The following is a 13,153-nucleotide window of genomic DNA, read 5'->3' as shown; positions in this document are numbered from 1 at the left end:
AGCGTTCGGGCGACTTACGCCGAAATCGAACCTTTGCGCGTCAGCGTGCGCAAGCAGCGCGTGCAAATTTTCACACGTTGAAACTTCCCGTTGATGAACACGCGCTTCTGCTGAATGTTCGGAGCAAACAGACGCTTGGTGCGATTGTGCGCGTGACTGACGTTGTGGCCAGTCGCCGGACCCTTTCCACAAACTTCGCATTTGGCCATTGGTATCACCTCTTTGCTACTTAGTTTTGAGCCAGACGGCTCGCCGATGACAGACAAACGCCCCGAGGCAAGACCACGGGGCTGCCAACAAACTATATCATAAAGGACATGTGGCGGCAAATGACAAAAGAAGCGAATACCATCCAAATCCAGACCGACCTGGGAACCATCACGATCTCGCCAACTGCTATTGCCGGTGTGGCGTCGCGGGCTGTGTTGCAAACCTATGGCGTGGTGGGCATGGCGCTTCCCAGCCTGCGCGATGGATTGGTGGAGATGCTGAGCCGCGATCATTCCAAGCGCGGCGTGATTGTCCACAGCCTTGATGACGGGGTGATAGTTGACGTTTACGTCGTTCTTGCGTATGGTCTCCGCTTGTCCGAAGTAGCGAATAATATCAAGGAAAACGTGCGCTTTGCGGTTGAAAATACCGTGGGGATACCGGTCAAACAAATCAATGTCCATATTCAATCAGTGCGGCCGGTTGAGGCGACTGAATAATTGAGGAGGATCGGAAACGGTGGCTGACAACAAAACTCCTTCGAGCCTGCGTGTGCATGAATCTTTGACCGTGTTGGATGGCGGCTTGTTGCGTGAATTGGTCAAAGCCGCGGCGGCGTGGCTCAACCGCAATAAGGAAAAAGTCAACGCGCTGAATGTGTTCCCTGTTCCCGATGGGGATACAGGAACGAATATGAACCTGACCATGCGCAGTGCGCTCAAGGAACTGGAAGCGAGCCCGGCGACGCGCCTGGATGAAGTAGCGAAGGTGGTGGCGCAAGGGGCGTTGCTGGGAGCGCGCGGCAATTCTGGGGTGATTCTTTCGCAGTTGCTGCGCGGGTTTGCACGTGGGCTTGAAGGCAAGGAAACAGCAACCACAGCGGACATTGCCGTTGCCTTCCAAATGGCGAGCAAGGCTGCGTACAGCGCCGTGATGAAGCCCGTCGAAGGGACGATCCTCACCGTGGCGCGTGAAGCGGCTGAGGAAGCCGAACGGAGCGCCGCAGCGACCGATGATATTGTGCAGTTGCTTGAAAATGTATTGAACGCTGCCCAAGAGGCCTTGCGCCGCACACCGGAGATGCTGCAAGTGCTCAAAGACGCCGGTGTTGTGGATAGCGGTGGGCAAGGGCTGGTCTTCCTTTTTGAAGGGATGGTGCGCTATTTGAAAGGAGAACCTGTGGAACAACCATCTGAAACGAGCGCTATTCCCGACCATTTGCCTGAATTGGATGCGCCGCCTGAACCGCTGGCAGACGGGCGCTACGGCTACGATATCCAGTTCCTCATTCGGGGTGAGAACCTGGATGTCGATGCCATCCGTGAAGTGATTACCAGCATGGGGGATTGTGCGCTGGTGGTCGGCGATAGCAACGTTGTCAAGGTGCATGTGCACTGTCTCAACCCCGGTCCGGCGTTGGAATACGGGGCAAACCTTGGCATGCTCGATGATATTGTGGTCGAAAACATGGACTTACAGTATGAACAATTCAAACAGCAAGCCGAGCATGCGCCGACTACGCCCCCTATGCCCACCAAGCGCGTGAGTACGGAAGCGGCAACCGGTATCGCGACGGTGGCGGTTGTGCCGGGGGATGGTTTGCGCGAGGTTTTTGAGAGCCTCAATGTGAGCGCCATTGTTCCTGGTGGGCAAACCATGAACCCCAGCACGCAGGATTTGCTGGAAGCCATCAATGCTGTGGAAAGCGATACAGTCATTGTGTTGCCCAACAACAAGAATATCATCCTTGCGGCGCAGCAGGCGGCGGAATTGAGCGAGAAAACGGTGTATGTCGTGCCAACCCGCACAGTGCCGCAAGGTATCGCCGCGATGATGGCGTTCAATTTCAAGAGCGATGTTGAAAGCAACGTGCAAAATATGCAGGAAGCGGCGGAACATGTCGTCAGTGGGGAAGTGACCCGCGCGGTGCGCACCACGCAAATTGATGGTGTTGAAGTGCAGGAAGGGGACTTCATCGGCATTCTGGATGGGCGTTTGGTGGTTGCCGCCAAAGATTTGACGGAAGTGGTGCGTTCGATGCTCAAAACCGCCGACCCTGCACGCTTTGAGATTGCCACCTTCTACTATGGAGCGGATTTGTCCGAAGAGGAAGCGCACCGCGTGATTGAAACATTGCGGGCGGAGTTCCCCGAGTTGGAGATGGAAGTGGTCTATGGTGGACAACCCAATTACCACTTCTTTTTCTCGCTGGAATAAGCCAGCCGTTTGGCAATTTTGCCGTTTAGCACACAATGAAGACAAAATCATGCAAGTATTGCAGGGATGTAAGGAAGATTGAAGGTTTATGAGCAAAATAGCGATTATCACCGACAGCACAGCCGATTTGACACCTGCTGAACAAGCGGAGTTTGGGATTCACGTTGTCCCGTTGAATATTCACATTGGCGACAAGGTGTATCAGGATGGCGTTGATTTAGACCGCGAGTCGTTCTTTCACATGCTGCGCGACCCGTCCATGCCGACGCCCTACACGTCGCCGCCGACGGTACAGCAGTTTGTGGATGTGTACACACAGGCGGTTGATGCTTTGACCGACGACCCGAACGAGGTGGTGGATATCATCTCGCTTCACATTTCGCGCGAGATGAGTAAAACCATCGAAGTCGCTCAGCAAGCGGCGTTGCAGATGGTGGGGCGTGCCAATGTGCACATTGTGGACTCGCGGTTGACCAGCGTGGGGCTTGGGTTGCTTGCGAAAGAGGCCGCCAAGGCGATCCAAGCCGGCTATTCGATTGAAGAGGCCGTGCGCATGCTGCGCGGGCTTGTCAATCACGTGTACATTGTCTTTTTCGTCGAAACGCTGGACTTTCTGCAACGTGGTGGACAAATCGGGCCTGCGCAGGTCTTGTTGGGGACGATGCTCAACATCAAGCCCATCCTGATGATTGAAGAAGGGCAAATTGAGCCGCTTGAAAAAGTGCGCACGCGCGAGAAAGCCATTGAAAAGTTGGCGGAGTTTGTCGCCGAGTTTGGGTATATCGAACACATTACCATCCTGCACCACCATGGCGACCCAAACGAAATCGAACACCTGATTACGCTGATTCGCAATCAGCGCCCGGATGTCTCGCTTGATGTGCGCGAGTACGGGCCGGTTTTGGCTGTGCATGTGGGGCCAGACGCGCTGGGCGTGATGGTTTCCGAAGGGTTGACCGACAACCCGTGGGATGTGTAATCAATTTGAGTCAAGGGGGATTAAAGGATGAGCAACATTCGTATCGTCACCGACAGCTCGGCGGATTTGCCGCAACCCGTCGCCGATGCACTCGATATCACGGTTGTACCGCTCTACATTCATTTCGGGGAAGATACCTATCGCGAAGGTATTGACATTACGCATGAGGAATTTTATCGGCGCATGGAAGCCGAAGCCCCCAACCTGCCGAAAACGTCGGCGCCTTCTCCCGCCGACTTCATGAAAGTGTACCAGGAAATCCTTGATGAAGGTGACGACATCATCTCCATTCACGTCTCGGCGGCGTTTAGCACCACCTACAACAACGCGCGGTTGGCGGCGCAGGAACTGGCGCCCGACCGCATTACGGTGATTGACTCGCGCAACGTGTCGATGTGCTTGGGGTGGGTGTGTATCGCCGCAGCCGAAGCCGCCATGCGTGGTGACGACCGCGATGAAATCGTTGAAATTATCCTGGATATGTTGCCGCGCTTGCGCATTCCCAGCTTCCTGGAAACGCTGGAATACGTGCGCTACGGTGGGCGTATTGGTTCCGCCGAAGCGTTTTTGGGAACGGTGCTGGATGTGAAGCCTATTCTCGCGATTGAAGACGGCAAGGTGGTGCCGCTGGAAAAAGTGCGCACACGTGGGCGTGCTCTGGAACGTCTCGCCGCGATGGCGCGCGAGCTGGCGCCCTTTGAGGATATTGCCGTGATGCATACGCATGCGCCTGAAATGGCTGAAAAACTGGCTGATATGCTGGCCGACGTCCACCCGCGCCAGAACATTTTGATTGCGCAAACCGGCGTGGCAATGGGTGGCCACGTTGGTCCGGGCGCCGTCGGTATCTGCGCTGTGGTGGCGAAATAACGCCCATGATTCAGGTGCTCACAGACAGCACAGCCGATATTCCGCCGGAGATTGCCGACCGTGAGGGATTGCTGGTTGTTCCGGCACAGGTGATTGTCGGCGAGCAGTCGTATCGGGAAGGGGTGGAACTGACAAGTGACCACCTCTTTCGTATCTTACGGGAAGGTGCATTTCTCCCGAAGACATCGCTCCCGCGCGGTGATGATTTTGCGGCTGTGTATCAAGAAGCCCTTGCACGCGGCGCAGACGGCATTCTGGCTGTGCATATCGGGAGCGGGTTCAGTGGGCTGTTGAGCGCCTCCCAATTGTATGCCCGCGAACTCCCCATTCCCACCGCCTTTGTGGATAGCGGCACCGCTTCGATGGCGCTGGGCTGGCTGGCGATTTACGCCGCTCGCCGCGCCCGTCAGGGCGTCGCGCTGGATGCGCTGGCGCAAGAGGTGCAAGCGCTGGCCGACCGCGCCGCCCTCCTCGCCATGCTGGATACGCTCGAATTTGCCCGGCGTGGTGGGCGCGTGGGGCGCTTGGCCGAGTTTGTAGCGGGTGTGCTCAATATCAAACCCATCTTGCGCGTGGCGCAAAACGAAGTCACACTCATGGCGCGGACGCGCAGCCGCCGCAAGGCTGTAGAATGGCTGTGCGCCGCGGTGGCGGAATCAAGCCCCCACTTTGGCGTGGCGGTTTTGCATACCGACGCCCCCGATTTGGCGGACCAACTGGCGCAGTGCGTGCAATCGCACATCTCGCCCGATACTGAATATGTACAGACCACAGCGGGGGCGGTGCTTGGGGCTCATGCGGGCCCTGGTGCGGTGGGGGTTGCTTTTCTGCCCATGCCATCAGACGATGATGAGAAGTGACGGAAAACGATGACGACACCTATGAAAAACCTTTACGACAAATTGGTGAAAATTCTCCAATTGGAAGTCCAGCGGGGCTATACCAATAGCGCCGTGATTGGTGGCATTGATAGTTTCTTGACGTTTTGGTTTCAGGAAGCGCATGCAACGGCGCGCGGCGAGGACGTGTTGCGTGTGGATGAGATTGTGACGGCGCTTCGGAGTTACAGCGCGCTCTCTCCTGAGGACCGGGCGCGCGTGGTCGCTGATGTGTTGACCCGTTTGGGATACCCCGCGCCGCCGGTGCCTTCCACTCGGAAAGACGCTCCACCTCAACCGCGTACCGAAGAAACGCATACCAAACCAACTCCTGCCGAGCCGTCTCCGCCGCCGTCTGCGCCTTCGCCTGAACAGAAAGCGCCCAAGCCGGCTGCCTCGGCAGCCCCCAAAGCCAAACCCGCGCCTGCGCCCGCAACCACCGCCGTGGACGCGGACGCTTTACTTGCGGCGGATGCCCGCTTTGACGAACCGGTGACCGCTGCGCCACGTGTGGGGGCAAAATGGGCGAAACATTTGCAGCGTTTGGGCATCCACACCGTGCGCGACCTGCTCTACCATTTGCCACACCGCTACGATGATTTCAGCCGCCTCAAAACCATCAGCGAACTCATGTACGGCGATGTAGCGACCATCACCGGCACGGTGGAACAGACCCAAACGCGCCAAGGCAAACGGCGCGGGACGCTCATCATCACCTCGCTGATTAGCGATGGCACCGGCGTCATTCAGGCGACGTGGTTCAACCAACCCCACCTGGCGCGCCAATTGCGCGCCGGCCGTGCGGTGCGCCTGAGTGGACGTGTGGGGCAATACATGGGACGCCTTGTCATGGAAAGCCCCGAATGGGAGCCGCTGGACAGCGAGCAACTGCACACGGGCGGCATTGTGCCCGTCTATCCGCTCACGCAGGGCGTGCCCATCAAATGGCTGCGTGCGACGATTCGCCAAACGTTGGACGCTTTCCTGCCGCACCTGCCCGACCCCGTGCCGGCGTGGGTGCGTCAGCAGTTCAACCTGCCGACGCTCCACAAAGCCTTGCGCCAGGTACACGCCCCCAAGACGCAGAGCGACATTGAAGAAGGCCGCCGCCGCCTGGCGTTCGATGAACTCCTCATCATCCAATTGGGGGTGTTGCAACAGCGCGCAGCATGGAAGAGTGTGCAGGGTGTTCCCATTCCCACCGATGAAGCCGCGCTGGCGCGTTTTCAGGCGTCGCTCCCGTTCGAGATGACGGGGGCGCAGCAGCGCGCTTTGCGCGAAATTCTGGACGATATGGCGCAACCGTCGGCAATGAGCCGCCTGTTGCAAGGTGATGTCGGCGCCGGCAAAACGGTTGTGGCGGCTGCGGCGCTCCTCAACGCTGTGGCGAACGGGTTTCAAGGGGCGCTTATGGCGCCGACCGAAATCCTTGCCGAACAACATGCACGCTCGCTTGAAAAATTGCTCAACCCCGAAACGCCTTTGCTGGCTGATGGGCGTCCCATTCGTGTAGCGTTGCTCACCGGCAGCCTTTCGGCGGGTGAACGCGCCGCTGTGTTGGAAGACCTGGCGAGCGGCGCGGTGGATGTCGTTGTGGGGACGCATGCGCTCATTCAGGACGATGTGCACTTTCACCGCCTGGGCTTGGCGATTGTGGACGAACAGCACCGCTTTGGCGTGCGCCAGCGGGCAACCTTGCGCGAAAAAGGATATAACCCGCACATGCTTGTGATGAGCGCCACGCCCATTCCGCGCAGTCTCGCGTTGACCATCTACGGCGATCTTGATTTGAGCATCATTGATGAATTGCCCAAGGGACGCCAGCCCATCAAAACCTACGTTATTCGTGCCAGCGAGCGCGAGCGGGCGTACACGTTTATCCGCAAACAGGTGAACGAAGGCCGCCAGGCGTTCATCATTTGCCCGCTGGTGGAAGAAAGCGAGAAAATCGAAGCCCGTGCGGCGGTGGAAGAACATGCCCGCCTTAGCCGCGAGGTGTTCCCTGAGTTTCGGTTGGGATTGTTGCACGGACGCATGAGCGCCGAAGAAAAAGATGCGGTCATGCGGGCGTTCTACGCCGGCGAGATTCACATTCTCGTTTCTACGGCTGTTGTGGAAGTGGGGATTGACGTGCCCAACGCGACCGTCATGCTCATTGAAAGCGCCAACCGTTTTGGGCTGGCGCAGTTGCACCAATTCCGCGGGCGTGTCGGGCGTGGGCAGTACCAGAGTTATTGTATCCTGGTTGCCGAAGAAAACCTCTCCGCTGAAGGTGAAGCGCGGTTGCGCATTATGGCTGAAACGAACGACGGCTTCCGCCTGGCGGAGGAAGACCTGAAAATGCGCGGTCCCGGTGAGTTTTTCGGCACACGCCAGAGCGGCTTACCCGATTTGCGCGTGGCGCGCCTGGGCGATTCGCGCACGTTGGACCTGGCGCGCCGTGCGGCGCAAGCCATCCTCGAACGCGACCCCACGTTGGACGCGCCGCAACACGCCTTGTTGCGCAAACACATGGAACGCTTCTGGGCGAACGCTCAGGGCGACCTGAGTTGAGGGGGCGAACCATGCGCATTATCGGAGGCACCGCCAAAGGGCGCAAACTGGTTTCACCCAAAGGGTTGGATGTGCGCCCCATGATGGACCGCGTGCGCGAAGCCGTTTTCAGCATGTTGACGCATCTCGACGCCTTGCATGGGCGCGTGCTGGACCTCTATTCGGGGACGGGCGCTGTGGGCATGGAAGCGCTGAGCCGCGGCATGGAGGAAGCCCATTTCGTGGAACGCGACCCGCGCGCTGTGGCGGTTATCTGGCAGAATTTGCGGGCGCTGGGGTTCGACAAGCAGGCGCAGGTGCACCGCCGCAATGTGGAGGACGTGCTCACCAAACCGCATTTACTCGGAACGAGCGAGCCTTTCGACCTCATCAGCGTCACCCCCCCTTACCAGGAAGTGGATTACAACTGGCTGGTGCCGGCGGTGGCGGTGTCGCCGTTTGTCAAGCCGGGTACCATTGTGCTGGTGGAATACCCGCGTGAGTTGGGGCATTTGCCCGAACACGTGGGGCGCCTGCACATGCTACGCGACCGCCAGTATGGGCGCACGCGGGTTGCCATTTATGAAGCCCGTGATGAGAACGATCAGCGTGCGGAAGAGGAGGAACACGAGCCGTGACCAAAGTTTTCTATCCGGGGGCGTTCGACCCCATCACCAACGGGCAGATTGACATTGCCATGCGCGCCGCCAAACTCTTTGACGAGGTGGTGGTTGGCGTCTATGCGCGCCCCAACCGCAAGGTGTTGTTCAGCGCCGAAGAGCGGGTGGATATGGCGCAGCAAACGTTCAAAAATGTTGCGAACATCACCGTCGTGGCGTATGATGGCCTCACGGTGGAGTTTGCGCGCCAGATTGGCGCACATGCGATTGTGCGGGGCTTGCGCGTGGTGAGCGACTTTGAACATGAGTTTCAAATGGCGCTCATGAACCGCCAACTTGCACCGGACATTGATTTTGTGTGTCTGATGACCAATATCGAACACACCTACCTGAGCAGTGGCATTGTCAAAGAAGTGGCGTTGCTGGGTGGCGATGTGAGCGAGTTTGTGCCGCCCCATGTTGCCGAGCGTTTGTATGCGCGCATTCGCGAGCTGGGGGATAACGGCGATGACTCCGTCGAAGTCGTTTCGATTCGCAACACCTGAGGTTGGGGAGGAAGCCGCCATGGCGGACATCATGTACCTGGTTGACCAGTTGGAAGCATTGTTGGAGCGGGGCTACCGTGTGCCGTTTACCACGAACGCGGTAATTGACGAGGATGAGTTTCTCAACATTCTCGACAAAATGCGCGTTTCGATTCCCCGCGAACTGCACGAAGCCCAGCGGCTGATGCAAGAACGCGACCGCGTTTTGGAAGAAGCCCGCAAAGAGGCGGAGCGCATTATTGCCGAAGCCCGCTTGAAAGCACAACAACTGGTCGCGGAGGAAGAGATTGTGCGCCAGGCGCAGGCGCAAGCCGAGCAGATTTTGGCGGCGGCGCGCGCCGAAGCCGAAGACATCAAACGGGGAGCGGACGAGTACGCCGTTAGTGTGTTGCAGGATTTGGATGCTTATCTGCAACGTTTTTCCCGCCAGGTGCAGAACGGTTTGGCGCAATTGCAAGAAAAACACCACTGAATTGTCCTTTGTGAGTATTGCGTGCCCAACTGTCAGGTTCGCCGAGCCTGACAGTTTTTGTTTTTGTCTGCGAAAACCGTTCAGAACGAGAGGGAAGCCGTATGGGAGCGTCCACATTCAAGCAAGATGAAGCCGCCGCCTATTCGGAACGTGCGCGCATTTGGCTGGCACGGGGCGATGGCTTGCGCCCCGTCAGCGAGCGCATGTTTCCCCATTTGCACGTGCGCCCCGGACAGGTAGTGGTGGATATGGCGTGCGGTCCGGGCTGGACGGCGCTTGAAATGGCGCGCCGCGTGCGTCCCGATGGGCTGGTGATTGCCGCGGATATTGCCGAAGGTATGGTGCAGGTCGCCGCCGAGCAAGCCGACCACCACGCGCTTGACAACATCGCCTGCGCTGTCATGGATGCCGAAGCACCCGCCTTGCCCCCCGCCTCTGCCGACGCGCTCTTGTGCCGCTTTGGACTGATCCACTTCCCCCACCCCGACCGCGCTTTGCGCGCCTGGTATGACCTGCTGCGCCCCGGCGGGCGGGTGGTTGTCAGTGTGTGGGGGGCGCGTGAACGTGTGCGCCCGTTGGGTATCATCGTGGAATGTATCGAGCAGATAGCCCCACACCTGCTGCGCGATGAGGGACCGCTTTGGTTTTCGTTTGGTGCGCCGGGGGCGTTGGCAGGTGCGTTTCGGCGGGCGGGGTTTGTGCCGTTGGGGGAAGAGCACATCCCCTTGCCGCGACGGTTTGCGTCGGTGGAAGCGTTTTGGGAAACGCAAACCGCGTACAGTGGGCGGCTGGCGCTCTTGCTGAACCAACTGACGCCGCGCGAATATGCGGCAGTGCGCGCGTGTGCCTGCGCAAAGGCGCGCACCTATTGCGCCCGTGATGGGACGCTGGTGTTGCCGATGGATGCGGTGATTGGCTGGGCGTGCAAGCCATAGGCGCATGAGCGCCACCGTGCGGGGGGATACTCAAACCATTATACATTACTTGCTTATAGCGCTTGGCATGAATGCTTTCAGCCGTATTCGATCCGCAGGGGATACGGGTGTGGCATTGAAGAGCAGGAGAAAAGCAAAAGCCCCCATAGGGGGCTTTTTGTTTGCGGCGTGGTGCTGGCGATAGCGTTATAACGCCTTGAACTTCTCGAACGATTGCTTGCAATTGTGGCAGTAGTAAATGGCGCGGCAAATGGTCGTCCCGAAGGGGCTTTCCATATTGGTGTTGTCCGAGCCGCAGTAGGGGCAGGCAACAACCCCAAGCATGTCCACCTCTATCAGCCCGCCATGGCGCGCCGGCGGCGCCAGTCCAATCGTCTTCATCTTTTCGCGCGCACTCTCCTGAATGCGGTCCGATGTCCATGGCGGATCAAACACAAAGTTGACGGTGGCTTCCGCGCCCAGTTCCGCCAGGCGTGCGCAAATCTCGTCACGCATGATGTGCAGTGCCGGACACCCGGCAAACGTGGGCGTCATATTGACCACCACATGGTTGCCCTCTATTTCCACGCTGTTGATAAGTCCCATTTCCACCACGGAGACCACGGGAATTTCGGGGTCTTTGACCTCATTCAGGGCTTGCCACACCATCTCTTCATTGATCATGCGCAACTCCTTTTGAGCGGCTCAACCGTGCATGGGGGCTTACCATTTCGCCCCCGGTTCCAGCCGATAGACAAACTGCATCGCGTCCAGCAGCTGTTCCATGTATTCCGTGTGCGTGCCTTGCCGCCCCCCGTACACTGGTTCGACAGTGGGACGCCAGCCCTCGGCGGTCTCTTCGGCGGGCACGTGCAACCCCGCTTGTTGCAGGAAAGGCACGACTTCGTTCAACCATTGTTGTTGCAGGTCTGCTTCGGCGGGGGCAATCCCCTCGCTCACGCGCACCGCTTCCAGTTCGGTCGGTTCAAACAGCCCCAGCGCGTAGGGAAAGGCGCGGTCGAGTGCGGCTTGCATGCGGCGATGGCTTTCCTCTGTGGCGTTCCCCAGTTTCCGCACCCACGTTTGGCTGTGCACCAGGTGGTACTTTTCTTCCACCAGCAACTTGCGCGCCACCTGCGCCAGCGGCGCGTATGACGACGCGGCGAGCGCTTGCCAGCGCACCTGTTCGGCAACGTCGTGCAAGTAGTGGCGCACAATGGTGAACCCCCAATCGCCGCGGGGAAGTTCGCTGAAAATGGCGTTGCGCCAATACGGCAGGTCGCGCGCAAACGCCAGCTCATCGGGATGACCTTCGCCCAACGCTTCCAGCAACCCGTAGAGCACCTCGGCGTGCCCCATCTCATCCTGGGCGATACTCGACAGGGCAATATCAGCTTCCAAAATGGGACCAATGCCCGTCCATTCTGAGGCGCGATGCCCCAGCAAGAGCTCATCATCTGCCAGCATGTAGAGATACTCGATGAGTGCGGCTTTGTAAGCCGGTGTCATCTCATTCATCTTTCTCCTCCCCGCGCAATTGGCGCACACGTTCGGCGACGCGGTAGCCGTAGGCTTCGCGGTAGCTCTTGTCGGTCGTGTGCGTGAAAATGTCCGCTTCTTCGATGGGCGTTGCGGTGATGCAGGCTGAAGGCACAACCCACAACTGCACGGCTTCACCACGGCGCAGATACTGCTCTTTGGCGAGGATAATCGCCATTTCGGGGTCGGGGGCGTGGAGTGCACCCACATGGACGGGGTGCTCGCCCCGTTTTTCACGCACAAATACCTCGAACAAAATCCACTCCGTATCGGCGTGGGGCGGTTTGTCCATCAACTGCATGGCTTCGTCAATGCGTTGATGGTATGGGTTGAAGTGCCAGGTTTTGGGCGACATGGTTCACTCCTTTCTTACGCCACCACACTCGATGAAGGCGCGGCAACAGCCGCCTCGCGCAATTGGCGGGCGATGCCTGTTGCTTCCAGCGCCTCGCGCACCCAGCGCCCCTCTTCGTGCGCCAGGCGGCGTACCGCCAGGCGTTCCTTGCTCATCGGCCCATTGCCGCGGATGATGTCAAAGAACTTGTCCCAGTCCGGTTCGGTGTAGAGCCAGCGGTCGTTTTCTTCATCGTAGCGCAGATTGGGGTCGGGAATGGTGAGCCCCAGGTCGAGGATTTGGGGCACAAACTTGCGCAAGAAGATCTGGCGTTGCTCGTCGTTCGTCTTCGGCTTGACGCCCCAGCGTTTCAACACGGGTGTATGCTTCGAGAGCGTATCGGGCGGCCCGAAGAACATGATGATGGGTTCCCACCAGCGGTTGAGCGCGTCTTGGAGCATATCGCGCTGGCGTTTCGTGCCCTCGGCGAGCGTCACCACCATGTCGAACCCATGTTTCAGGTGGAATGATTCTTCGTAGATGATGCGTTTCAGGGCGCGGCAGTAGGGCGCATATGAGCCCGTTGCCATGATGGTCTGATTGACAATCGCCCCGCCGTCAATCAACCAGGCGATGATCGCCACGTCCGCCCACGTTTCGGCGGGATAGGCAAACACCAGCGACCACTTGGACTTGCCTGAGAGCATCTCCTCGATCATCTCTTCGCGCGGCTTGCCCAGCGTTTCAGCGGCGCGGTAGAGCATCAGCCCATGCCCCACTTCGTCCTGCACCTTCGCCACCAGCGCCTTCTTGCGCTTGAACGTGGGGGCGTATGGAATCCACGTCCCTTCAGGCAGGGCGCCAATCACTTCACTGTTGGCGTGTTGCTGAATGAGGCGAATCAGCTGGCGGCGATACTCATCGGGCATCCAGTCGTCCGGCTCGATTTTCTCGCCACGGGCGATACGGGCTTCAAATTCGGCTAACTTTTCTTCATAGCGCGGGTCGGTTTGCGGGCTACTCATGGCACTCTCCCTCCTTCG

General features: G+C 58.8%; 15 protein-coding genes. 10 read left to right on the top strand and 5 right to left on the bottom strand.

Features of this window, described 5'->3' with window-relative positions:
- Positions 1 to 14: 14 nt before the first annotated feature.
- Positions 15 to 209, bottom strand: coding sequence for a 50S ribosomal protein L28 (gene rpmB, locus SE16_RS16640; protein WP_054492088.1), 195 nt, complete (start codon positions 207 to 209; stop codon positions 15 to 17).
- 120 nt (positions 210 to 329) lie between these two features.
- Here rpmB and SE16_RS13385 point away from each other — a divergent pair, with 120 nt between their 5' ends.
- The 10 genes from SE16_RS13385 (at position 330) to SE16_RS13340 (ending at position 10,258) form a co-directional block, all read left to right on the top strand.
- The gene (locus SE16_RS13385) at positions 330 to 710 is read left to right on the top strand and encodes an Asp23/Gls24 family envelope stress response protein (RefSeq protein WP_054492087.1); all 381 of its coding nucleotides are present in this window, start codon (positions 330 to 332) and stop codon (positions 708 to 710) included.
- A gap of 19 nt (positions 711 to 729) precedes the next feature.
- The gene (locus SE16_RS13380) at positions 730 to 2,427 is read left to right on the top strand and encodes a DAK2 domain-containing protein (RefSeq protein ID WP_054492086.1); all 1,698 of its coding nucleotides are present in this window, start codon (positions 730 to 732) and stop codon (positions 2,425 to 2,427) included.
- 88 nt (positions 2,428 to 2,515) lie between these two features.
- Positions 2,516 to 3,406, top strand: coding sequence for a DegV family protein (locus SE16_RS13375; RefSeq protein ID WP_054492085.1), 891 nt, complete (start codon positions 2,516 to 2,518; stop codon positions 3,404 to 3,406).
- A 27-nt stretch (positions 3,407 to 3,433) separates the two neighbouring features.
- Positions 3,434 to 4,276 carry a DegV family protein gene (locus SE16_RS13370; RefSeq protein WP_054492084.1) on the top strand — a complete coding sequence of 281 codons (843 nt, stop codon included), beginning with the start codon at positions 3,434 to 3,436 and terminating at the stop codon, positions 4,274 to 4,276.
- A gap of 5 nt (positions 4,277 to 4,281) precedes the next feature.
- Entirely contained in the window at positions 4,282 to 5,136 is an 855-nt protein-coding gene (locus SE16_RS13365; RefSeq protein ID WP_054492083.1) for a DegV family protein, read from the top strand.
- Positions 5,137 to 5,157: 21 nt separating this feature from the next.
- Entirely contained in the window at positions 5,158 to 7,707 is a 2,550-nt protein-coding gene (recG, locus tag SE16_RS13360; RefSeq protein ID WP_082373992.1) for an ATP-dependent DNA helicase RecG, read from the top strand.
- Between the two features lie 11 nt (positions 7,708 to 7,718).
- Entirely contained in the window at positions 7,719 to 8,324 is a 606-nt protein-coding gene (gene rsmD / locus SE16_RS13355) for a 16S rRNA (guanine(966)-N(2))-methyltransferase RsmD (protein WP_054492081.1), read from the top strand.
- Positions 8,321 to 8,851: a pantetheine-phosphate adenylyltransferase gene (gene coaD / locus SE16_RS13350; protein ID WP_054492080.1), complete on the top strand. Its 531-nt coding sequence runs from the start codon at positions 8,321 to 8,323 to the stop codon at positions 8,849 to 8,851. The genes rsmD and coaD overlap by 4 nt, the downstream gene beginning before the upstream one ends.
- A gap of 19 nt (positions 8,852 to 8,870) precedes the next feature.
- Positions 8,871 to 9,323, top strand: a complete 453-nt coding sequence (locus SE16_RS13345; RefSeq protein ID WP_054492079.1) for a hypothetical protein — start codon at positions 8,871 to 8,873, stop codon at positions 9,321 to 9,323.
- Positions 9,324 to 9,424: 101 nt separating this feature from the next.
- Positions 9,425 to 10,258 carry a class I SAM-dependent methyltransferase gene (locus tag SE16_RS13340; RefSeq protein WP_060687723.1) on the top strand — a complete coding sequence of 278 codons (834 nt, stop codon included), beginning with the start codon at positions 9,425 to 9,427 and terminating at the stop codon, positions 10,256 to 10,258.
- Positions 10,259 to 10,444: 186 nt separating this feature from the next.
- Here SE16_RS13340 and paaD read toward each other — a convergent pair whose 3' ends face one another.
- Genes paaD through paaA form a run of 4 tightly spaced genes read right to left on the bottom strand, consistent with a single transcriptional unit; the run spans position 10,445 to position 13,135 of the window.
- Positions 10,445 to 10,921 carry a 1,2-phenylacetyl-CoA epoxidase subunit PaaD gene (gene paaD, locus SE16_RS13335; protein WP_054492910.1) on the bottom strand — a complete coding sequence of 159 codons (477 nt, stop codon included), beginning with the start codon at positions 10,919 to 10,921 and terminating at the stop codon, positions 10,445 to 10,447.
- Positions 10,922 to 10,960: 39 nt separating this feature from the next.
- Positions 10,961 to 11,755 carry a 1,2-phenylacetyl-CoA epoxidase subunit PaaC gene (gene paaC / locus SE16_RS13330; RefSeq protein ID WP_200907257.1) on the bottom strand — a complete coding sequence of 265 codons (795 nt, stop codon included), beginning with the start codon at positions 11,753 to 11,755 and terminating at the stop codon, positions 10,961 to 10,963.
- Complete coding sequence (paaB, locus tag SE16_RS13325) at positions 11,748 to 12,131, bottom strand: 1,2-phenylacetyl-CoA epoxidase subunit B (protein ID WP_235472358.1); 384 nt, start codon at positions 12,129 to 12,131, stop codon at positions 11,748 to 11,750. The genes paaC and paaB overlap by 8 nt, the downstream gene beginning before the upstream one ends.
- A gap of 14 nt (positions 12,132 to 12,145) precedes the next feature.
- Positions 12,146 to 13,135, bottom strand: a complete 990-nt coding sequence (gene paaA, locus SE16_RS13320) for a 1,2-phenylacetyl-CoA epoxidase subunit PaaA (RefSeq protein ID WP_054492908.1) — start codon at positions 13,133 to 13,135, stop codon at positions 12,146 to 12,148.
- Between the last annotated feature and the right edge of the window lie 18 nt (positions 13,136 to 13,153).

It is taken from the genome of Ardenticatena maritima (assembly GCF_001306175.1).
GTDB lineage: Bacteria > Chloroflexota > Anaerolineae > Ardenticatenales > Ardenticatenaceae > Ardenticatena > Ardenticatena maritima.
Note: the sequence above shows the minus strand (reverse complement) of the source record. Positions and strands in the feature narration are given on the sequence as shown.